Origin of the sequence: Brevibacillus sp. FSL K6-2834, from assembly GCF_038592925.1 — a bacterium.
Classification (GTDB): domain Bacteria; phylum Bacillota; class Bacilli; order Brevibacillales; family Brevibacillaceae; genus Brevibacillus; species Brevibacillus borstelensis.
Window position 1 is genome coordinate 2,697,063 of record NZ_CP151945.1, and the last position, 21,033, is coordinate 2,718,095.

The window sequence follows — 21,033 nt, forward strand, 5'->3', positions numbered from 1 at the left end:
ACCAGATGAAATGACTGAGCGGGTGAAAAAGACGAAATAGATGAAATGACTGAACAGAAGAATTGACAGAACAGTTGAATTGACAGAACGAATGAACTAACTGGATGCGGAAGGGCGGTTGCAGAAGCAAACCGCCCCGAAACCAAATGACAGAGGAAAATGAGGAAAGAAGCATGCCTCTGCTGCGGACAAGAGCGGAGATATGTTTCTTTTTTCATGGCCGCAATGATATAATGATAGGCGCCCTGATGTACGTGCCCTCTGTTTTCCACTTAGGAACAAAGGGCGTTTCGCTGCGTCCGGGCTGCGGGATACAGGGTTGAGCGACCGGTTTCCTCGTATTTCTTGAAAGAAGGGAAGATTCGTATGAAACGCTGCATGTTTCTCCTGTTTTCACTGTTCGTGGCGATCAGCCTGGCGGGATGTGGGGAGGGTAGCCAACCGGCGAAACAATCCGAGCAATCATCCACACAACAACCACCTTCTCAAAGTACAGAGGCGAAGAGCGAAAAAGCAACAAGCTATCCCTTGACAATAAAGGATTCTACCGGTCAAGAGCTGACTTTTGCCAAGGCGCCGGAGCGGATCGTCTCTGCCTCGCCAGCTGAGACGGAAATCCTGTTTGCGCTTGGGCTCGGCGATAAGGTCGTCGCTGTTTCCGATTACGACGACTACCCCGAGGAGGCAAAATCGAAGCCGAAGGTGGGCGGGGTTCTCTCGCCTAATGAAGAAGCGATCCTCGCGCAAAGCCCGGATCTCGTCGTTGGCGGTATTTCCATGAAAGAGGATGTCGTCACAAAATTGCGGTCCCTGGACCTGCAGGTCATTACGCTGCGTCCGAAAGTGGTTCAGGATATCATGGAAAACATTTTGCTTTTGGGACAAATTACAGATCATCAAGTTCAAGCGGAAGAACTGGTTTCCCGGATGAAAGCCGATATCGGCAAGGTGACAGACGCTGTCAAAGATTTGAAGCCGGAAGAAAAGAAGAAGGTGTATTTGGAGTTTTCAGCAGGGTGGACAGTCGGGAAGGGCGAGTTCCTGGACGAGTTGATCACGATGGCAGGAGGCATCAACATCGCCTCCGACACCCAGGGCTGGAACCCGGTCAGCGAAGAAAAAATTGTGAAGGAAGATCCGGATGTGATCTTGTTTGCGCAAGGCTTCACAGATGAAAAGACAGGCGAAACGTTGGACCAAACCATTCGGAAAAGAAGCGGCTGGGACAAAATCAAAGCGATCCGGGACAACCAGGTGATCGGCTTGGACCATAATATTCTGTCCCGACCAGGTCCGCGCATCACACAGGGATTGTACGAAATGGCCAAAGCCATTTATCCGGAGCGGTTGAAATAAAATGAAAGCACGCTTCCTGTTGTTCGGAGGGGCAGGTGTACTGCTCCTCTTTCTGTCTGTCGGCATGAGTCTTTCGCTGGGCTCGGCAGAACTGCCGCTCACACAGGTCTGGGGCATTCTCCTGCATAAGCTGCCGGGAATTGGGACATTGATAACTGTCCAATGGCCGGAGTCTGCCGAGCAAATCGTCATGAAGGTTCGTTTTCCCCGCGTTCTGCTGGCTGTATTGGTGGGGGCTTGCCTTTCATTGGCCGGGGCGGGCTTTCAAGGGATATTGCGCAATCCGCTGGCTGATCCGTACACGCTCGGGGTCGCATCCGGCTCTGCGATCGGAGCGGCGACGCTTATTTTATTTGGATGGCAGTTCAGTTTGCTCGGTCAGTGGTCCGTTCCGCTCGCTGCCTTTACGACGGGTCTGATCAGCTTGTGGCTGGTAATCAGGCTGGCGCATTCACAAGGCAAAATACATATTGAAACGCTGATCTTGTCAGGTGTCGTTGCTCAGGCGTTTCTCGGGTCGATTGTCTCCTTTCTCGTCTCCCTGTCTGACCAGGTCGTCAATGAGATCGTCTTTTGGCTGATGGGAAGCCTGGCTTTCCGCGGGTGGTCTTTCTCGGTCGTATTGCTTCCCTGTCTGTTTCTCGGTCTTATCATTCTGATGGGGTATGGACGGACGTTAAATTTGTTCGCTCTCGGCGAGAGGCAAGCGGCGCATCTCGGTGTGCAAGTGGACCGTACGAAGCTGGTTGTACTCACAGTGTCGACCCTGCTGACAGCCGTAGCGGTATCCGTATCGGGAATTATCGGATTTGTCGGACTGGTTGTACCGCATCTGGTGAGACTGATGGCCGGACCTGATTACCGCCTGCTGCTGCCTATGTCAGCGCTCTACGGGGGAATCTACGTACTGTGGGCCGATACTCTGGCCCGTACGCTGCTCAGCCCGACAGAAATACCGTTGGGCGTCGTGACGGCTTTTCTGGGTACACCTTTCTTCGCTTATTTGCTGCGGAAAAAACAGCGTGCCGGAAAGGAGGGAGAAGCTTGATTCGCGTCGTGGATGTGTGGAAGTCATACAACGGCAAGTCCGTGCTGCAGGACATCGCCTTTGAAGTGAAGCCGGGCGAGTTTTTCGGGATTATCGGTCCAAACGGGAGCGGCAAGTCTACCCTTCTAAAGCTTCTGTCTGCCGTGGAGGCGGCTGATCGCGGACAAATCTGGCTGAGGGGAAAACAGGCCGAAGCGCATCAGCGCAAGGACTTGGCTGCGTGGCTGGCTGTCCTGCAGCAGGAGCCGTTGCCCTCTATCGGGTTCAGTGTAAGAGAGGTCGTGGAAATGGGCAGGTTTCCGTATCAAAGCTGGCTTGGGACGGAACGGGGAGACTCGGCTCCGCTGATTGATGGCATTTTGCAGACGCTGGGTCTGACGGAATTGCAGCATCGGACATTGGAAAAATTGAGCGGCGGGGAAAAACAGCGCGTCGGACTGGCCAAGGTGATGGCTCAAGAGCCAGAGCTGCTGCTGCTGGATGAGCCGACCACCTTCCTGGATATCGGCTATCAAATCCAGTTGATGGACACCGTTCACCGTTGGCAAAGGGCGGAGCAGGCAACAGTAGTTGCGGTACTGCATGATCTGAATCTGGCTTCTCTGTACTGTGACCGGATTCTCCTGCTGGACAAGGGACGGCAGATCGGGGTAGGAAAACCCGGCGAGCTGCTTCGCGAGGACTTGATTTATGAGGTTTACGGGATCAGACCTATCATTCTCGACCACCCGTTCCATCATTTGCCCCAGATGCTGCTCCGATCTGCAAAAGATTTATAAATCGAGCCGGCGTCTGCTTTTTTCAGACAAGGAGGCTGTACGATGATTTCATTGATAACCGGAGGCGTCAGAAGCGGAAAGAGCAGGTTTGCGGTGAGCTATGCAGCCCATCTGGGGCAGAGTGCGTTGTACGTAGCAACCGCCACGATTGGCGATGAAGAGATGCGGCAGAGGATTGAGCAGCATCGGGCGGAGAGAGCGCGCTCAGCATTTCCGTGGCTGACAGTGGAAGAGCCGTTCGATTTGTGCGGCCTTTTGGACAAATGGAAGGGCGAGCCTCCTATTATTAACCGGGAAACAGTGATACTCGTAGATTGTCTGACGCTTTGGCTGTCAAATTGGCTGCTTCGGTATGAGCACGAACGGCCGGTGGAGAACGTCACTCGCCTGATCGGAGAATTGACGGACACAGTAAAGACCTTCCCCGGTACGGTCTTGCTCGTGTCCAATGAGGTAGGGTACGGCGTCGTCCCGGACCATTTGCTGGGGAGACAGTTTCGAGATTTGGCGGGTATTCTTAATCAGCAGGTAGCCAGCATCAGTGACCAAGTATTTTTGGTCACAGCAGGAATCCCGATCGAGATAAAAAGCCGGGCGTATCGCTTCGATACGGGCTGTCAATAGCCACCATTTAGATGGAGCGGCATGTATTTTTTGAAGGCGAAAGGCCTACCTGAAAAAACGGGTAGGCCTTTTTCCTGTACCTTATTTGAACACGTTCCAGGTAAGCGGAGGAAGCATTCTCATATCTCTCATCATCGAGGAACTGCAGATGGGGCAGGTCGGCTCTTTTTCAAAGGTTAGATTTTCCCTCATCCAGCAAGAGCAATCATCCTTGCTGCAGGTCCAAATGGCCGTTTCCTCTTCCACCACGGGCTCCTGATTTCTTTTTGAATACAACTGCAAACACCTCCAGCTTGTTTCCGTAGCAATGCAGCTTGAAACACTCATTTTCCGGTCGATTTCTAATCTTTCTCCGGTGGTGTTCTAGTACTCCCTATACTATATGACAATCTCTGTATTTTATTCAGGAAAAATGGTAAATACAGCGTGGTTCACTTCGGCGGAAAGCTTGCATAAACTGCAATAGTTATCGTACGGCGTAAATTCGGAGAACCACATGGATGGTTGAGAAATAAGGGAGGAATGAACGTGCCTGGAATAAAAGTCGCGATAGTCGGGGTCGGAAACTGTGCCTCCGCTCTGTTGCAGGGGATCACCTATTACAAGCACAGGAGCATCGGAGAAGATGAGGGGTTGATCCACCGCTCGATCGGCGGGTATCTCCCTGGAGATATAGAGGTTGTCGCAGCATTTGATGTCGATAGTCGCAAGGTGGGAAAACCTCTGCACGAAGCTGTTTTCGCTCCTCCCAACTGCACCAATGTGTTTGTGCGAGAAATCGACCAATCACCCGTTATGGTCAAAATGGGCCATCTCCTCGACGGCATGTCTCAGCACATGCACATGTACCCGATGGAAAAACGGTTTCACTTGTCAAACGAGCCCGCGTGTGATGTTGTCGAGGAACTGAAATCCAGCGGTGCGGAGATGGTCATCAACTTTCTTCCGGTCGGGAGTTTGGAAGCCAGCAAATTCTATGCAGAGGCAGCGCTTGAGGCAGGTGCAGGTTTTATCAACTGTATACCAGTCTTTATCGGATCGGACCCTGTTTGGGTGGAGAAATTTGAAAAAGCCGGGCTTCCGATTATTGGCGATGATATCAAGTCCCAGGTAGGGGCCACCATTATCCATCGCGTCCTGACGAGGCTTTTTGCCGAACGAGGTGTCAAGATTGACCATACGTACCAAATCAATATCGGAGGCAACACCGACTTTTTAAATATGCTAAATCGCGATCGGGTGACAATGAAACGAGTGTCAAAAACCGAAGCGGTCCAATCCCAATTGGAAACGCCTCTCCATGAGGAAGATATCTATATCGGTCCCAGCGACTATATAAGCTGGCTTCAGGATAATAAAGTCTGTTATGTCCGGATGGAAGGAACCCAGTTCGGGGGAAACAAAATCAGTGTGGAATTGAAACTTTCGGTCGAAGATTCGCCAAACAGCGCAGGGGTTGTGATCGATCTGATCCGCTGCTGCAAACTGGCGTTAGACCGCGGGATAGCGGGGGCATTGACCTCTGTCGCCGCCTATACGATGAAACATCCGCTCGTGCAGTATACAGACGAAGCAGCCCGCAGCCTTTTGGAAGCTTTCATCGAGGGGAAAGAAGACCGTTAGTGAAAATGCCTCTCCAGCCAATTACCGGAGGGGCATTTTGATTGATGCAGACAAAGGACAGTCGCCGTTTCCAATCCGGAGCAGGCTTAATATGATGAAAAAGATAACAGGGAATCACGCAAGACTTTTGCCTACAGTCAGGTGTGCCATTACGTGCCAACTATAGGTGTCACGATTCTGGACGGGCAGTTGGCATTTATACAAGAGCGCTGGCAAGTGAAAACAGGAAGGCAAAGCGGTGTTTTCGGGGAAGGAGGAGGAGATCCGTGAAAGGCATGATACTCGCTGGAGGAAAAGGAACCCGGCTGTACCCGCTAACGAATGTTGTCAATAAACATTTACTGCCGGTCGGAACATTCCCTATGATCTTCCATCCCATCTACAAATTAAGGCAAGCGGGTATCACCGACATCTTGATCATTACGGGAAAAGAAGATTTGGGCTATTTTTCGCGGCTTCTCGGGAGCGGCAACGAGTTTCAGGTCCGTTTCACCTACCGTGTTCAAGACCGGCCGGGTGGCATAGCGGAAGCAGTCAGCCTGGGAAAAGAATTCGTGGGCGATTCCCCCTTTGTCGTCCATCTCGGTGACAACCTGTTTCAAGCCGAGTTGGCCCCTTTTATCCATCAATTTGCCAAGGGGCGGGAAAAAGCGCACCTCCTGTTGGCGGAAGTAGCTGATCCCCAACATTTTGGCGTTGCAGAATTCGAGGGACAGCGTTTAATAGCGATCGAAGAAAAGCCGGTCAACCCGAAATCTCCATTTGCGGTAACCGGCATTTACATGTACCGACCAGACGTATTTGACATCATCGAGAAAATCCATCCCTCCTCGAAAGGAGAGCTGGAAATAACAGATGTGAATAACCTCTTTATTTCCGCGGGAGAAGCCACCTATCATATCTTGCCCGGCTGGTGGGAGGACGCAGGGACGCTGCAGTCCTATCACCGTGTGAATCAACGGCTCCAATCCGTGAACCTTTTTTCCAGCTCCAGCACCAGGCCCTTTAATGAATAGTGGACAAATGCTCTTTCTCTCGCATATGTGCTCATTCTCTGCCACTCGATGGGATCGCTCAAGAGCGTAGTCACCGTATCCGCGAATGTCTGATAGAAGCATGAATCATAATCAGGCAATGTATAAATCAATTTCCCGGTCTTGCCGTCTTGGACTGTAGTGGAAAGGGCGCCCTGATTGGTCGCGATGGTCGGTGTTCCTGCTGCCTGGCACTCCATGGAAGCCAAGCAAAACATCTCATAGGGACCGTCGCAGGGGTATATATGAATCATGCTTGTTTTTTGCTCATGGACCAATTGCTGCTGCGAGACTTTTCCCAAATAGGTAACGCCCTCCATTCCCTTAAACAATTCGCGATACGGTTCTGTTTCAGGCTTGAATCCCCATAAGCTGTAATCCATGGTGATGACGAGCGATACATCAGGTATCTTTTTTTTGATCAGGGAAAAAATCTGCGGAACATGCCTCAATCCGCGGTCAGGAGCTGAACAGAATATGAGTTTGTTTTTTGTTTTCGGGAGGCAATCCCAGTAGTCTTCTGTCTGTATCCCGAGGCGGGCCTCGTATATCTTGCTTTTGTCGATGTGAAAAATATTGCTCATCATTTTCGTATGGAATGGACTGATGGTGATGACTTTGTCAATAAAGGGAAGGTCTTTTTCGACCGTATTGTCACCGGGATCGATGCACCAGTGAAGCTTGCATGCCGCATTTACTCCGCTACTGGGCAATGCGCATCTGTAACTGACAAACACATCCCAGAATTGGTCGCTCCTATACGTTTGATAGTTGCGGTAGGTGACGCCGTTGTATCGGCCCTCTTTGGTTGTGCTGTTGAAAACAGTCACCTCGTGGCGCTTTGCCAGTTCTCTAGTCATTCTGATAAGCGTCGATTGAGATCCACCGACCCCTTTATTTTCAAGATCATTGTCGTTCCAATCAAATGACGAATCGTAATAAAACGCAATTTGCATAGACATCACGATCCTCTTACTCATTGTTTTGCCGCTTCTAACAGCATATGAAAGGAGCTAGTACGCTTTTCCAACAGTTTCTGACGATTGTAGGGGCGAAGAAGTCCCGTTCGTCATAAATTGCGGGTGTGTGGAATATTTCAATACCAATGCTGCAACCCGCATGAGTTCTGTCCCTTCATGGGGGGACCGTACATCAAAGGGGATCATGCCAGCCCAGAGCACCGCCAGCATGGCCCAAATAATTTGACTGAGGATCAGGGAGGAACACGATGCCAAAAGCTCTAATCACCGGAATCACCGGATTTGCCGGAAGCCACCTCGCAGAATGGTTGTTAGCGAACAAAAAGGATATGGAAGTATACGGTACCTATCGACTCAGGAGCAGAATGGATCACATCAAGCATATCCAGGATGACATCCATATGGTCGAATGTGAGTTGAAAGACCCGCGTTCCGTTGATGAGATGATCAAAGCGGTTAAACCCGATTACATTTTTCATCTGGCCGCTCAAAGTTTTGTACCGACGTCATGGAATGCACCGGCGGAAACGTTAATCGTCAATCAAATTGGTCAAGTGAACCTTTTTGAGGCTATACTAAAGCATCAACTGGATTGCACCGTTCAAATCGCTTGTTCCAGTGAAGAGTACGGGCAAGTATATGCGCATGAAGTCCCGATTAAGGAGGATAACCCGCTCCGTCCGCTAAGCCCTTATGCCGTAAGCAAAGTAGGGCAGGATTATTTGGGCTATCAGTATTACCAGAGCTACGGTCTCAAAACGATACGTACCCGAACCTTCAATCATACAGGCCCGCGTCGAGGCGAAGCGTTTGTGACTTCCAACTTTGCCAAGCAAATTGCAGAGATCGAGAAGGGGATCAAACCTCCTGTTCTGTACGTTGGCAATCTTCAGGCGAAAAGGGACTTCACGGATGTCAGAGATGTCGTCAGAGCCTACTGGCTGGCCGTGGAAAAAGGTGTCCCGGGCGAGGTGTACAACATCGCGTCGGGAGTTACCTACACGATTGAGGAAATGTTGAATAAGCTTCTTTCACTGAGCCAGGCAGCCATTACCATTACGCCAGACCCAAGCAGAATGAGGCCATCTGACGTTGAAATCCTGCTTGGGAATTACGACAAGTTTCATCAACAAACGGGATGGAAACCGGAAATTCCTTTTGAGCAAACCTTGAAAGATCTGCTCGATTACTGGCGTGCCCGCGTATGACCGCGAAATGCTGATCGAAAAATTGGATGGGAAAACGGAAGTAGGGGGGGAGAATTTCCCTCTCTTTTTTTGTTGATAGGCGGATGAGAAGCGACAGGGACATCAGGAGCGACAGGGCTTGTGCCCTCAAAAGGAACAATCGCCCCGCAAAAACTTACCTGGTTCGTTTCCGCCTGCTGATCAAAGCCGAGAGCATCGGGATGCAAAAAAACCGCCTCTGAAAAGGCGGTTCCGCACAACAAGCATCGTCAGTTTCACTTTGGTTCTCCCGCCTATTTGCAATAAAGCGGCGATGGTTGATGCATCCAAACGGGTTTACTGTTCGGCGGGGACCGGGGTCCTTCTGCTTATACAAGCTACCTGCTTGGGGCCTTGCTATATTCAGGAGGAGGCTTCAATCGCTTTGTTCAGTTGTTCGATATACTGTTCGACAGAATGGCACCTCGATACGTACTCTTTGGCTTTCCGTGACATCCCTTGGCGGAGGTCTGGGTCTTGATAGAGCTTCAGCATTGCGGCAAACAGTGGCTGGTCGTCAGGCAGGGGCGACGGTACCTTGAGGACCACCTCGTCGGAAATCTCGCGAAAGGATCCGATATCGGAGACGATCGATGGAATCCCCAGGCTTAGCGTATCCAGCAATGTAGCGGAGGACTCGCCGCAAGTAGGATAGCGCAAATTGATGACGGCATCTGCTTGGGATAACTGCTGATAGTACTCCTCATTTGGCAAGTAACCGAGGAAGGTCACGTGAGATTGCAGCTTGAGCGATGTGACCAGACTTTTCAAGGTATTGGCGTAATCGGAGTCAAAGCTTCCGACAATTCGGTATTCTACGTTGTCATGCCCTTTGCTCACAAGCATTTTGATGCAGCGGATAGCTGACTCCAGACGCTTGTGCGGGCCGGAAAAGCCGAAACTGGCAAAAACGAACCGGTTGTTGCGATTCTTTGGCGATTGGAAAGGCATACTGGCGGGGAGACGGGCCATAATTACGGATTCGACCCCGTCATTGACCAGAGCGTCGTAACAATAGCGATTATGGACCACGACCGACTTTGCTCCGTTTATATAAAACTTATTGATGATATGATCAAATTGACTTCCCATGTTTCCGCTCAGGACAGCACGGAGCAGGCAATCGTCACCGTCTTTTGCTTCTTCTTTGATCATGGTAAGGTAAGTGTCCAGATCATTTTTATCAAGCGCCCACCACTGGCCGAGCCCGTGCAAATTCAGGTCGTGAAGCACGACCACCCCATGGTATTTCCTCAGATACGGGATGATATACGCATGGTAAAAACTGTTTCCCATCTGATACAAAATCGCATCGTATTCATCCGCTTTTTCCGGGAACATGCGATGATGATAAACATTTGCTGTACGTGCAGTATCTGAAAGCTCGGGTGTGTAGCCATCGTCGATATACAGATCGCAATCGTAGTTTTTCAGCAGGGATGGAAGGATACTTGCCATATAATTGGCGATTCCGGAGTGAATCGGTGGGAGAGGTGAAAAGATTGCGATTTTTTTACGGACAACGAGCTGGTACCCATCCATTACTTTGCGTGCAACTTCGCTCCATTGGAATTGCTCTGCTCGAACAAAGCCTTTTTTGCGGTATTCGATTTGCAGGTCCGGGCTTGTTAGCATCTTGTAGATTCCGGACGCGATTTCGTCTGTGCTGTGCGGATTGATTAGATAAGCAGCATCGCCCGCAATCTCGGCCAGCGATGAATTGTTGGAAGTGACCACAGGCACGCCGCAAGCCATCGCCTCCAGTACAGGCAAGCCGAAGCCTTCGTACAAAGAGGGAAAGGCAAACAGAGCGGCCCCATTGTAAAGCTTGACTAAATCACTGTCGGGCACATAACCGGTGATAATCAAGTCGTCGGCCGTGCCGGCATTCTGCGCGACCTTCTTCAAATGTTCGACGTCAGTAGGAGAAACATCGCAGCACAGCACGAGTTGATAGGAAAAGTGTAACGCTTGGTTTGCCTTGGCAAAGCCCTCTATCAACTTGTCTGTATTTTTTCGAAAATCCATGCCGCTTGTACACATGACATACGGCTTTCTGATGCCGTAACGGGAGTTGACCTCCATTTGGTTACAGTTAGGAATACATGTAAACTGTTCGTTCATGCCTCCCATGACTACATGGATTTTTTCAGGATCCATGCCTGCAAGCTTGACAGCATCCTGCTTGGTAGCCTCCGATATCGCAAAAATGATATCGCAGGATTTTACGAATTCCAATACATTTCGATAAAATTCGCGGTATTGCGGATTCGATAAATAGATATGCTGGTAAATCCAAGGGATCATGTCGTAGAGAGTAGCGGCAACCCTCGTTTTTCCATACCATTCTCTGTTCATCATGGCAAAATTGGTCCATTCAAACGGACTCAAAATATGGAACAGATCGATTTTATTTTGCCTGATAAAAAGCTGCAGTTGCTCCCTTAGCTGTTCGTGACTGACGCTCAGGTCCGGATAAAAATAAAAAAAAGAATGGTCTCCACTTTGAAGGGCGATATGCTCCAGCAAGCTTTTGGAATATCGACCGATTCCTCTTACATTGCTCACATTTTGTGAAAATGTCATATCGAACGCAATGTTCACCTTTGATCACTCTCTTCTGTAGAATGCAGGTTTCGTTTTTATTGATGAAACAACTCTTTTATGACTTTGCCGATGGAGGCGGGGGAGTAATGGAGATGCATATCCAAGGCGGCTTTTGTGGCAAGCTGCCTGCATCTGTCTTTGTTGACATAAGCTTCTCGCATCACCTTTCGCACTTTCCCCACGTCGACGTCCGCCCATTGATGATTCAAGTAGTATTCGGGCCTTGCGTCTTGGAGCTTTTGGTTAACGGGCACCAGCTTCTTCTCCGTTTCGATCAGAAAGCTGTTTGCATCATTCATAAACTGTGTGGATCCGCCCCAATTTAGGGCAATCGCCGGTTTGCCAAGTGCCATCGCCTCCATGATGGGCATGCCCCATCCGCAAGCGCGATCCATTGAGATGTAAACGTCACAGCTTTGGTACAAGTCGATGAGTTGGTCCGCACTAACCGCTTCGATCAGGAGGACAATCTGGTTTTTATTGCGCTTCTTAGGAATATAAGACGAGATTTCCTTGCGGACAAACTCGGGTGACTGCCCGCTGTGAATGTATACTTTCAAGATCAAGGAGACGTTTTCTTTGGACGAAAATTCTTTGCAGAAAGCCTCGATCAAAAGATCGTATCCCTTTCGAAAGTCGAACCCGAATACATATAAAAAGGTAAACGATCCAACCGAGGGTGCCGGAGCAAACTTGGTGTAGGGGCGTCCCGGAAAGTACTTGGTTACTTCGATGGGGTAAGGTACCACCCTCAACTTTGAAGGGGCTACGCCACTACGGGTAAACGTGTTGAAATTAAACCGCGACGGAACCCAGACTTCATCCATCAGATTGATCGAGGATGCCCAGCCTTCGGGTAGACGATCGGTTTCAAAAAGTGTGATGCCGATGTTTTTGACAACGTGGGGGACTTGGTAAGAAAGTCGAAAAATGTCGGGTAACCCGTGTCGGATCAACACGACCCTGTTGCCGATCTGGTCAGTGGACAAATTTTCCAACCAGCGCATGGTCGTTTCGCCGATTTCCGCGTGCTTGGGACCATAAGCGTCAATATAAACGGGAATCCCTATCGTCTCTAGCGCCCGCAAATAATTTCGCGATACATTTCCATATCCCCCCATGTCATAAACAGGGCCGATCCAGTACACCCCTGTATACTTCATGTACAACTACATCCCCTTTGTCAGTCGCTAGCAATTGCGTTATTAACAAGTATATAAAGGACGGACAGGGAGTGTGTTGGGTACGTGTATCAAAATGGCAAAAATTAAGGCTTGCAATCAGGCTCGCTATCCGTGATGGTTGCGTAAAACCTTGATTTCAGACCGTGCATATATTACAGCGATGCTTCCTAGAGTCTTAATGTTTGGAAGGGGGGACGCCTAATGGGGATTATCGGACATGACACCCTGCCTTTTTTCATTTACCAGAACAAGCAGCTTACGTACAATCCAATCCACTTTCAGAACTTTTCCGAAAGAGCGGTTGAAGTCCCAATCGCTATTGATTTTCTTAAACGGATAGGAAAGGAGAAGCGAATTCTCGAGGTAGGCAACGTCTTGTCGAATTATGCTCCACTGCTCTCCCAACATCCAGAGATCGGCGAGATTGACGTTCTAGACAAATTTGAAAAGGGACCTGGAATCATGAACGTCGATTTGATGGATTTTAACGAAAAATACGACGCGATCGTATCGATCTCTACAGTAGAGCATATCGGGCAAAATGCGTATGGAGAACACAGCTCTGGTGACCGGGAAGCACCGCTGAAAGCGATCTTGAAAATTTATAACTTGCTTCATCCGGGGGGAAAAGCGTTGATTACCGTTCCCTTTGGTAAGCTGATGGACATGGGGTGGTTGATACAATTCAGCAGTGAATACGTGGCTCTTCTCGTTGACAAATACGGCATCCCGCGGGAAGCGTTATCGATGAGTTTTTTAAAAAAACTGGATGCTGATACATCCGTAACAATTTGCCAGCAAGTCTGGATTCAATGTGAGGAGCGGGAGCTGGAAAACACGTATTTTCAAAGTCCGTTCCCGTTTGCGAACGGAATTGCCGTGATCGAACTGGACAAAGTGGCAGAAACGAGAGCTGTCATTCAAGGTCGGCCAGAGCCGTTGCACTACCGTTCGCCGGCTAATATCCCAAACTACTATTACACTCCTTTTTACAAATTGTTTCCATACGATCTGAACGGGTGGTTCGTAGTGGATCAACCTGGCCTCGCTTTCTACGGGCCATTTATAAACTTGCCACGTCAGGTATATCGATTTGAAGTATGTATTGAAATGAAAGGAGAAGGGGAATTCACGCTGTATATTATGTCAGACTCGGGCAAGAAAGTACTGTGGGAGAGGAGGCTGTCCAAATCCTCCGTGATTAGGGATCTGATTTATTTGAACCATGAGGAAAAAAATGTGGAAGTCCGCTTGCATAAACACGATCCCACAAGTTGTACGATTCGCATTCCCAACATGTTCCTGTCACAACTATAATTGAGGGGTGTTTTATTTGGAGCGATCTCATATTTATCTGGGAGACCATACGGTAGTAACGAGGTTGAAGAATGGACCATACATGTTTTTGGATAGCCGCGATCCGGTGAACGTCGTCATCATGCTAGTGGGCTACTGGGAAGAATGGTTGACCAATGCTTTTATGTGGTGATCAAACCAGGTATGACAGTGGTTGATATCGGAGCCCATCACGGCTACTACTCGCTGTTGGCAGGGATGCTTGTCGGCCCGACCGGGAGTGTGTATTCCTTTGAGCCGAATCCGTTTCACCATAAGAATTTTTTGAAAAGCGTTTCGATCAACGGCATGTATGGCCGTGTAAAATTAAATAAAGTGATGTTATCCGATAGCAGAGGACAAACCGAGATCTGTACGTCCGGCGAGGGAGGAACAAGCATCGAATTCCAAGGCCTTGGAGAAATGACTGGAAATACATGCATGACTGTAGAGAAAGGCATTTTGACTGATTACTTGCCCAATCTGAAGGCAGATGTCATTAAAATTGATATTGACGGTTCAGAACCGCTTATTATGGACAGTTTATGTGAAGTCATTGACCACAATCCCGGGATCCTCATCTTTATGGAGTATTGCCCGAAAATATGGCCTGTGAGCTATGAGCCCATGTCAGTTCTGAGACGGTTCACGGATCGCGGCTTCCGTTTCCATATTCTGCATGATGACGGTAGAATCGTTGAGACGAACATAGCAGAGCTTGCCGCCCATAGTGCGGTTGAGCACCTAGATTTATTACTATTCAGGTGAGCCTGAGAAAGCCACAGAAAGCAGAAACACCGTGCGGTATTCTATCGCACGGTGTTTCTCAAATTTACTCCGCCTTTTTAATGATCAGCCCGATAGAGGTGGAGACGTATTGTCCCAATAGCAGTCTGAGATGCAAGTCATTTGAGTAGGGAGGCACATCGACATACGATTCGATCTCTCCGGTACCTACTGAATAATCGATCTCGATGGAATGTCCCTGTGCCCGCAGTGCCTCCACCATCCATTCGATGTCCTGCAAGCGAAAAATAACAGTGATGCCGCTTTCGATAGTATCGTCGTTCGAGGAGAGATTGAATTCTGTCGTATGAACCGCGACACCGCCCGGCTTCAAGCAATTCATTTGGTTCAGAATAAATTGCTTGCCCAGTTCAATCGAACCGACATGCTCGAACGAGCAGGAAGACCAGGTGAAATCGTACTGGTTGTAATACTCGGGCCCGATTTCGTTCATGTTCAGCGTTTTGAATGTCACCAGATTCTGAAACTGAACCGGATCGCATATCCCTCGTTCGTTTATTTTTTCCATACTGCTGAAATGCTGGTCAGTCTGGACCCATCCCTGGGTGAGAGCACTGTCATAGTCAAGGTCAGTTGCCACGATTTCGCAACCGTGCGAGGCAAATAACGGAATCAATGGTTCTGTTCCGACGCCAAATCCGAGCCCTTTTTTACCGGGAGCCAATATTCCCCGCTCGAGCAAGGCTTGATAAATGTAGCAAAACTCCCACAGCTTTCTGTGATAGCGAAACGGTTCCTTCAGCCTTTCACAGGCTTGACGGAACCAGGGAGTATCAAAGTCTTGCTGTTTGCACATTTGAGACTTCAGCACGATGCAAATCGCCCCTTTACTGGTGATTGGTGATGGAAAAACTACTCGTTTACTATATGCCGACAGGCAGGAAAAGTTATAGGGGTTTGAGACTATATCACTCCTTAAGAACAGGGAAAAGGGGAAATGACGGCTTTATAACACCGGTAGCTAGACGTGAATCCCGATGGCCTCTTGAGGGATTAGGTCGTTTTTGTCCGAAGCATTCAAGAGCGTTTTCCATCATCACTACATAGCATAAAGTAAGAAGATAAACATGAAAGAAAGGATTCTTCATCAGATCAGAGGCAAGAAGGGAGGATTCCTTTGATCGAAGGTGTGAAAACGAAGAAGCTAATCAAGCATTGCGACGATCGGGGTTATTTCATGGAAATGCTGCGTGATGATGACGGGTGGCTTGCCAGCTTTGGCCAGCTATCCGCTTCGCTTAGCTATCCCGGTGTCATCAAAGCGTTCCATTACCATAAGCAGCAAGACGATATCTGGTTTTTTCCGAAGGGGAACGCCCAAGTGGTACTGCATGATCTGCGTGAACATTCTCCATCCTTTCAGCAAACGGAGGTGTACTACATGGGCGAACACAACCCGATTTCTCTGTTTATTCCCCGTGAGGTCGCCCATGGCTATCGCGTGCTCGGCAATGAACCTGCGATGATCCTTTATGTGACCAATCGATCATACAATCCGGAACAACCTGACGAATACCGGATTGCTTTCGACGATCCCGTAATCGGTTTTGACTGGTCCACCAAGTTCAGGTGACGGGCTTTTTCCATAGAGAGAAGCTGCCATAAGGAGGGAGAAGATGAGGCTGCTCATAACAGGAGGAGCGGGCTTTATCGGTAGCAACTTTATCCGGTATATGATCGAGAAATACCCTCATTATCAGATTGTCAATCTGGATCTCCTGACGTATGCGGGGAGCAGGGAAAAACTGAAGGATGTCGAGTCCCATCCACACTATGCATTTGTACAGGGAAATATTTGCGACTCGCGATTGGTAGATGCACTGGTGTCCGGCAAAAGCGAGGCATATGGAACGACTGCACCGGCTCCTGTTGACGTCATTGTGAACTTTGCTGCTGAATCCCACGTGGACCGCAGCATAGCCGATCCCGGGGTCTTTATCCGGACGAATCTGGTCGGAACCCACGTACTGCTGGAGTCAGCCCGCACATACAAGGTGAAAAAATTCGTGCAAATATCGACCGACGAGGTGTACGGTTCACTGGGAGACACAGGATGTTTTACGGAGGAATCGCCGCTTTCTCCAAACAACCCTTATTCGGCCAGCAAAGCAGGAGCCGATCTGTTGGTCCGCGCCTATCATGAAACATACGGGTTGCCCGTCAATATTACACGCTGTTCCAACAACTTCGGTCCTTATCAGCATCCGGAAAAACTGATTCCGCTTATGACAACGAATGCTTTGCTGGGCAAAAAGCTTCCGATCTACGGCGACGGCGGACACGTGCGGGACTGGCTGCACGTGGCAGACCACTGTTCGGCTGTAGACCTCGTCATTCATTCGGGAAGGCCAGGGGAAATTTACAATATCGGCGGCAACAACGAACATAAGAATAGCGAGATTGTCCGAAAAATTTTGGCGGTATTGCAAAAACCGGAGAGTCTCATTGAATTTGTCGAGGATCGGCCCGGACATGACCGCCGGTATGCGATCAATGCCGATAAGATACGCAGGGAACTCGGATGGCGCCCCGTCTATGAATTTGCAACTGCGCTCCGAGAGACAGTGCTTTGGTACAAAAACAGGCTTTGATCATGGACATGCGTCTAAAAACCCGGGTTTCCGGAAACAGGGTGGGAAGCATGAAAATCTTGGTGACAGGTGCAAACGGCCAATTGGGTCGTGAGTTGGTCAAGGTTCTTTCCGCTCATCACCAGGTGATTGGCTGCACCCGCAACGAACTGGATGTTACCGATTTGTCCAAAGCTCGGGACATCGTACAGGAAGCACGGCCAGAGATCGTCGTACACACGGCTGCCTACACCCATGTCGATCAAGCAGAAGCCGATCAAGACCGCGCATTTCTCGTGAATGCGTACGGAACGCGAAATATGACGGTAGCCGCTCAGCAGGCAGGGGCAAAGATGATGTATATCAGCACGGATTACGTATTTGACGGCCGCAGTACTAAGCCATACCGGGAGTACGACTTTGTAAATCCTGTGAACGTATATGGCAAATCGAAGCTGGCTGGCGAGGACATGGTAAAAACTTTATCAGACAAATATTTCATCGTACGGACCTCCTGGGTATACGGCAGACATGGGAGCAACTTTGTAAAGAACATGTTGCGGTTGGCTGAAACGCGCACGGAGATCGACGTTGTTTGCGACCAAGTGGGCTCTCCGACCTATGCGCCGGAATTGGCCTGGTTTATAAAAGAGCTGCTGGAGAGCGAGAAATATGGCATTTATCACGTTTCCAATACGGGAGCTTGTTCCAGATATGAATGGGCAAAAGCGATATTTGCTGCCGCGGGATTGGGGGTAACCGTACGTCCGGTTGACACGGCAAAATTTCTCCTCCCCGCCGCAAGGCCTGCATACTCCGTTCTTGACCACATGGCCATACGCTTGAACGGGTTCTCGACCTTGCGACATTGGAGAACCGCATTAACCCAATTTATTGATGAGCTAAGGAGCATTTAAATGAACATCAGCGCACCGTCTGCAAGTGAACGGGTGGTCATGCTTATCAGCCATCATGCACACCCGGAGATCGTAACAGGGGCGGAAAAAGTACTGCTTATGCTTGGCGCTGCACTTCTGGAGATGCGGCTGAAGGTAGTCTGGATAAGTCCGGGACCTGGACTGTCCGTAGTGCGGGCGGATCAGATGGGGATGGAATCGCGCATCATCCCCTTTCCTTTATTGTGGAGTTTCATTTACAGTCCCGGTCGTTTGGGAGATGAGATCGGCATGCTTCAGATGAGAGCAGAAGGGAGTTTGCTCGATCAAGCGATTGCTGAGATATCCCCGAGCCTGATCATTGCCAACAGTGCCATAAACGCATTTCCGTTGGTCATCGCCCAAAAAAGGAAGATTCCCGTTTGGTGGTATATTCACGAAACCGTCCCGAGCAAGCCGGAGACATTGCCTCTTTTGGCTTTGATCCACGGTCATGGCGATCGAATCCTCGTTCCATCCGCGATCATAGCACAGTCTCTGGCGTCAGCAGGACAACGGCAGATTGATTTGCTTCCCTACGGGGTTGTCATTCTTGATCATTTGTTTGTGAGGGAGAGAAGAAAAGTGGTCCGTCAGACCTTGAGCTGGACTGATTCAGATGCCGTGATCGGATGGTTTGGCTCTATCTATGCCGGAAAGGGACTGATTGAGCTGATCAGAGCCTGCCGTTCTCTCAAAAGCCAGGAGAAAATCGTATTGTTGGCGGCGGGAAACATAGGAGACGACGATTACTTTCGAATGTGCCAGGAAGAAGCAAAATGGATGGAGGCGGTCGAATATCACTATCTGGGTGCGCTTCCGGATATTTCGGATTTGCTGCTCGCAGTCGATATGGTCGTCGTCCCGAGTCTCGTCGAAGAAGCGTTTCCCAACGTCGCTCTGGAGGCAATGGCACTTTCAATCTGTATTGTCGCCTACAAATCAGGCGGTCTGAAGGAAATCGTCATCGACGGGAAGACAGGAATGTTGATCGACAAAGGAGATACCGCTTCGCTTGGCGCCGCGATACAGAAATTGATCGACGAACCGGATATACGGGCGGCTATGGGGCAGCAGGGGAGACAACGGGCTGTTGAATTGTATCATTATGACAACTTCAAGAGGCTGGTCAACGCGATGATCAGTCAACAAGGCGGGAGGGGTCCTGTTTGAAAATTCTGCTTGCTTCCTATTTTCCTTTTCCTCACGTTGGCGGAGTAAATCGCTACATAGATACGCTAAAAAAAGAGCTTGAGGAAAATGGACATCACGTCGACATTCTCGCCCATCATCAGGACATGCGAACCATTTACAAGTACAGTCACATCCGAGATGAGTTTGGACGGAGCCTGACCGGGCGTGAAATCGATAAAACGACGAACAGTCACGAAAAGCGCTTGACGATTAAGGATGTCATTGACCATCAGATGTTTCAGTATTTTGAAAGGCATCTTCCAGGCACCGACCCCGCCATTCGCTGGCGGGAAGTCGAGCGATACACGTTTGAAGTATCGGCTGCCTTGCTCGATCTCCAGAATTACGATGTGATACACACCCAAGACATCCTGTCCACACGCGCCCTGTCTCGTGCAAAGGCGCACCATATCCCCCTCGTCGCGACCATTCACGGCATCCTTGCAACGGAATATATCCATTCAGGAGCAATCGCAAGCAAGGAAAGCCTGAAATGGAAGTATGCCGCAGCCGAAGAGTATGTCGGTCACATGTCCTCCGATGCGACGATAGTACCGACCAGATGGCAAAAGAAGATACTGGGGGGCGAATACGGCGTCCATCCAGACAAACTCACCGTACTCCCTTATGCATTGGATTTGCCCCCGTTTTTAACCCGTTTCGACTTTGAACCGTACCCGCCTTTGACTGCAAATCAGCAGGCGGGAGGGAGATTGATTATCGCTTGTCCTGCGCGGCTCGTTCCGGAAAAGGATCATAAGACATTGATCGAGGCTTTGCGCATCGTAAAGGAAAGGGAGAGCAACTTCGTCTGCTGGCTTATCGGGGACGGAAAGTTGAGAGATGAGCTGGAGATGCAAGCGAAAAAATCAGGGGTATGGGATCATCTCGTTTTCTTCGGGGATCGATATGATGTCGAGGCTCTACTGAAATTATCGGATATCGTCGCGCTGGCGTCGATACAGGATATGCACCCGTATACGCTGATGGAAGCGCAAGTGGCAGGAAAACCATGTGTCGCATCTGATGCCGGGGGGATTCCCGAGGTAGTCTGCCACGAAGAAACAGGCCTGATCTTCCAGACGGGCAACAGCGTCCAACTGGCCGAAAGCCTGATTCGGCTGCTAACCAATCAGGAATTGCGTTTCACACTGGGTATGAACGCTGCCGGACGGGCTCGAATCCGTTTCTCTTCCAAAACCATGTTTGAAAAGACGATGGGGATATATGTTCAGGCAATCGAGAGAAAAAAGCACGGATCGGAAGAGCGGCGGGAGCAGCCGGATTTGTCTGGCAAGCACGGTTTGGTCTCCAAGAGAATAGATCGCTCCGGGAAGGCAGAGAGTATTTTCTCCTTCGACATCGATCCGGCAAAATTTGATGCTGCGCAATGGAGCAACGTGCTCAAGAGGGTACCGCCCGACTATTCGATACCGGATCCGGCCTTTATAAAAACATTGACGGAATGAAAAGAGGGGCATTTCCCCTCTGTTTGATCGCACAGAAACACCTGGCAGCCTTCAAGTGTTCACACAAAAGGCTTCGGCTTGCAAGAAGCATGTTCACCGCGTGAAAGGCGCGTTTTTGGTCGGAATGGCCAGTTTCCATCAGGTCACTTGTTTCATAAAAATAGATGTAAGCATAAGTGGTTCACTGTGTAATGATGGCTATTCGGCCTGTCCTGATACAAACGTGACGACAACATGGAGGTAACCACCCGGAGGCAAAAAA

20 protein-coding genes are annotated in these 21,033 nt (G+C 49.6%); 15 read left to right on the forward strand and 5 right to left on the reverse strand.

The window, feature by feature from the left end; all coding sequences use genetic code 11:
- The first annotated feature begins 366 nt into the window (after positions 1 to 366).
- From NST96_RS13375 to cobU, 4 genes are read left to right on the forward strand one after another with little or no spacing between them, the layout of a single operon-like run.
- On the forward strand, positions 367 to 1,356 hold the full coding sequence (locus NST96_RS13375; RefSeq protein ID WP_122958591.1) for an ABC transporter substrate-binding protein: 990 nt from the start codon (positions 367 to 369) through the stop codon (positions 1,354 to 1,356).
- A gap of 1 nt (position 1,357) precedes the next feature.
- The gene (locus NST96_RS13380; protein ID WP_003386886.1) at positions 1,358 to 2,404 is read left to right on the forward strand and encodes an iron ABC transporter permease; all 1,047 of its coding nucleotides are present in this window, start codon (positions 1,358 to 1,360) and stop codon (positions 2,402 to 2,404) included.
- Positions 2,401 to 3,183 (forward strand): ABC transporter ATP-binding protein, encoded by a 783-nt coding sequence (locus NST96_RS13385; RefSeq protein WP_342406506.1) that lies wholly within the window; start codon positions 2,401 to 2,403, stop codon positions 3,181 to 3,183. The genes NST96_RS13380 and NST96_RS13385 overlap by 4 nt, the downstream gene beginning before the upstream one ends.
- Before the next feature lie 42 nt (positions 3,184 to 3,225).
- Complete coding sequence (gene cobU / locus NST96_RS13390) at positions 3,226 to 3,807, forward strand: bifunctional adenosylcobinamide kinase/adenosylcobinamide-phosphate guanylyltransferase (protein WP_122958593.1); 582 nt, start codon at positions 3,226 to 3,228, stop codon at positions 3,805 to 3,807.
- A gap of 81 nt (positions 3,808 to 3,888) precedes the next feature.
- Here cobU and NST96_RS13395 read toward each other — a convergent pair whose 3' ends face one another.
- On the reverse strand, positions 3,889 to 4,134 hold the full coding sequence (locus NST96_RS13395) for a cold-shock protein (protein WP_051567420.1): 246 nt from the start codon (positions 4,132 to 4,134) through the stop codon (positions 3,889 to 3,891).
- 195 nt (positions 4,135 to 4,329) lie between these two features.
- On the opposite strand from NST96_RS13395, the gene NST96_RS13400 reads away from it, so the two are divergent.
- Complete coding sequence (locus NST96_RS13400; RefSeq protein WP_339186721.1) at positions 4,330 to 5,430, forward strand: inositol-3-phosphate synthase; 1,101 nt, start codon at positions 4,330 to 4,332, stop codon at positions 5,428 to 5,430.
- A gap of 275 nt (positions 5,431 to 5,705) precedes the next feature.
- Positions 5,706 to 6,446: a sugar phosphate nucleotidyltransferase gene (locus NST96_RS13405; protein WP_194246930.1), complete on the forward strand. Its 741-nt coding sequence runs from the start codon at positions 5,706 to 5,708 to the stop codon at positions 6,444 to 6,446.
- Here the strand turns inward: NST96_RS13405 and NST96_RS13410 are convergent.
- Positions 6,386 to 7,426 (reverse strand): glycosyltransferase, encoded by a 1,041-nt coding sequence (locus NST96_RS13410; protein ID WP_024984772.1) that lies wholly within the window; start codon positions 7,424 to 7,426, stop codon positions 6,386 to 6,388. The genes NST96_RS13405 and NST96_RS13410 overlap by 61 nt on opposite strands.
- A gap of 266 nt (positions 7,427 to 7,692) precedes the next feature.
- On the opposite strand from NST96_RS13410, the gene NST96_RS13415 reads away from it, so the two are divergent.
- On the forward strand, positions 7,693 to 8,652 hold the full coding sequence (locus NST96_RS13415) for a GDP-mannose 4,6-dehydratase (RefSeq protein ID WP_003386877.1): 960 nt from the start codon (positions 7,693 to 7,695) through the stop codon (positions 8,650 to 8,652).
- A 381-nt stretch (positions 8,653 to 9,033) separates the two neighbouring features.
- Here NST96_RS13415 and NST96_RS13420 read toward each other — a convergent pair whose 3' ends face one another.
- Positions 9,034 to 11,274 carry a glycosyltransferase gene (locus NST96_RS13420; protein WP_039071407.1) on the reverse strand — a complete coding sequence of 747 codons (2,241 nt, stop codon included), beginning with the start codon at positions 11,272 to 11,274 and terminating at the stop codon, positions 9,034 to 9,036.
- 38 nt (positions 11,275 to 11,312) lie between these two features.
- Positions 11,313 to 12,440, reverse strand: a complete 1,128-nt coding sequence (locus tag NST96_RS13425; protein WP_024984768.1) for a glycosyltransferase — start codon at positions 12,438 to 12,440, stop codon at positions 11,313 to 11,315.
- Positions 12,441 to 12,662: 222 nt separating this feature from the next.
- Here NST96_RS13425 and NST96_RS13430 point away from each other — a divergent pair, with 222 nt between their 5' ends.
- Genes NST96_RS13430 through NST96_RS13440 form a run of 3 tightly spaced genes read left to right on the forward strand, consistent with a single transcriptional unit; the run spans position 12,663 to position 14,564 of the window.
- Positions 12,663 to 13,778 (forward strand): hypothetical protein, encoded by a 1,116-nt coding sequence (locus tag NST96_RS13430; protein WP_243014000.1) that lies wholly within the window; start codon positions 12,663 to 12,665, stop codon positions 13,776 to 13,778.
- A gap of 16 nt (positions 13,779 to 13,794) precedes the next feature.
- Positions 13,795 to 13,950, forward strand: coding sequence for a hypothetical protein (locus tag NST96_RS13435; protein ID WP_227277727.1), 156 nt, complete (start codon positions 13,795 to 13,797; stop codon positions 13,948 to 13,950).
- An 11-nt stretch (positions 13,951 to 13,961) separates the two neighbouring features.
- Complete coding sequence (locus tag NST96_RS13440) at positions 13,962 to 14,564, forward strand: FkbM family methyltransferase (RefSeq protein WP_228006726.1); 603 nt, start codon at positions 13,962 to 13,964, stop codon at positions 14,562 to 14,564.
- Positions 14,565 to 14,628: 64 nt separating this feature from the next.
- On the opposite strand, the gene NST96_RS13445 is transcribed toward NST96_RS13440, so the two are convergent.
- Positions 14,629 to 15,414: a hypothetical protein gene (locus NST96_RS13445; protein ID WP_003386872.1), complete on the reverse strand. Its 786-nt coding sequence runs from the start codon at positions 15,412 to 15,414 to the stop codon at positions 14,629 to 14,631.
- A gap of 306 nt (positions 15,415 to 15,720) precedes the next feature.
- Here NST96_RS13445 and NST96_RS13450 point away from each other — a divergent pair, with 306 nt between their 5' ends.
- Genes NST96_RS13450 through NST96_RS13470 form a run of 5 tightly spaced genes read left to right on the forward strand, consistent with a single transcriptional unit; the run spans position 15,721 to position 20,771 of the window.
- Complete coding sequence (locus NST96_RS13450; RefSeq protein ID WP_003386871.1) at positions 15,721 to 16,176, forward strand: dTDP-4-dehydrorhamnose 3,5-epimerase family protein; 456 nt, start codon at positions 15,721 to 15,723, stop codon at positions 16,174 to 16,176.
- A 43-nt stretch (positions 16,177 to 16,219) separates the two neighbouring features.
- On the forward strand, positions 16,220 to 17,194 hold the full coding sequence (gene rfbB, locus NST96_RS13455; protein WP_031933322.1) for a dTDP-glucose 4,6-dehydratase: 975 nt from the start codon (positions 16,220 to 16,222) through the stop codon (positions 17,192 to 17,194).
- 50 nt (positions 17,195 to 17,244) lie between these two features.
- Positions 17,245 to 18,090 carry a dTDP-4-dehydrorhamnose reductase gene (gene rfbD / locus NST96_RS13460; RefSeq protein ID WP_024984765.1) on the forward strand — a complete coding sequence of 282 codons (846 nt, stop codon included), beginning with the start codon at positions 17,245 to 17,247 and terminating at the stop codon, positions 18,088 to 18,090.
- Entirely contained in the window at positions 18,091 to 19,281 is a 1,191-nt protein-coding gene (locus NST96_RS13465) for a glycosyltransferase family 4 protein (RefSeq protein ID WP_031933324.1), read from the forward strand.
- The gene (locus NST96_RS13470) at positions 19,278 to 20,771 is read left to right on the forward strand and encodes a glycosyltransferase family 4 protein (RefSeq protein WP_340701281.1); all 1,494 of its coding nucleotides are present in this window, start codon (positions 19,278 to 19,280) and stop codon (positions 20,769 to 20,771) included. Before NST96_RS13465 ends, NST96_RS13470 begins: the two co-directional genes overlap by 4 nt.
- The last annotated feature ends 262 nt before the right edge of the window (positions 20,772 to 21,033 follow it).

Bases quoted from the DNA above. Each gene is read 5' to 3' on its own strand.
- rfbD (WP_024984765.1), top strand. From the start codon at position 17,245: ATGAAAATCTTGGTGACAGGTGCAAACGGCCAATTGGGTCGTGAGTTG.
- NST96_RS13375 (WP_122958591.1), top strand. From the start codon at position 367: ATGAAACGCTGCATGTTTCTCCTGTTTTCACTGTTCGTGGCGATCAGC.
- NST96_RS13405 (WP_194246930.1), top strand. From the start codon at position 5,706: ATGATACTCGCTGGAGGAAAAGGAACCCGGCTGTACCCGCTAACGAAT.
- NST96_RS13410 (WP_024984772.1), bottom strand. From the start codon at position 7,426: ATGTCTATGCAAATTGCGTTTTATTACGATTCGTCATTTGATTGGAAC.
- NST96_RS13400 (WP_339186721.1), top strand. From the start codon at position 4,330: ATGAACGTGCCTGGAATAAAAGTCGCGATAGTCGGGGTCGGAAACTGT.
- NST96_RS13425 (WP_024984768.1), bottom strand. From the start codon at position 12,440: ATGAAGTATACAGGGGTGTACTGGATCGGCCCTGTTTATGACATGGGG.
- rfbB (WP_031933322.1), top strand. From the start codon at position 16,220: ATGAGGCTGCTCATAACAGGAGGAGCGGGCTTTATCGGTAGCAACTTT.
- NST96_RS13380 (WP_003386886.1), top strand. From the start codon at position 1,358: ATGAAAGCACGCTTCCTGTTGTTCGGAGGGGCAGGTGTACTGCTCCTC.
- NST96_RS13415 (WP_003386877.1), top strand. From the start codon at position 7,693: ATGCCAAAAGCTCTAATCACCGGAATCACCGGATTTGCCGGAAGCCAC.
- NST96_RS13440 (WP_228006726.1), top strand. From the start codon at position 13,962: ATGACAGTGGTTGATATCGGAGCCCATCACGGCTACTACTCGCTGTTG.
- NST96_RS13395 (WP_051567420.1), bottom strand. From the start codon at position 4,134: ATGAGTGTTTCAAGCTGCATTGCTACGGAAACAAGCTGGAGGTGTTTG.
- NST96_RS13430 (WP_243014000.1), top strand. From the start codon at position 12,663: ATGGGGATTATCGGACATGACACCCTGCCTTTTTTCATTTACCAGAAC.
- cobU (WP_122958593.1), top strand. From the start codon at position 3,226: ATGATTTCATTGATAACCGGAGGCGTCAGAAGCGGAAAGAGCAGGTTT.
- NST96_RS13465 (WP_031933324.1), top strand. From the start codon at position 18,091: ATGAACATCAGCGCACCGTCTGCAAGTGAACGGGTGGTCATGCTTATC.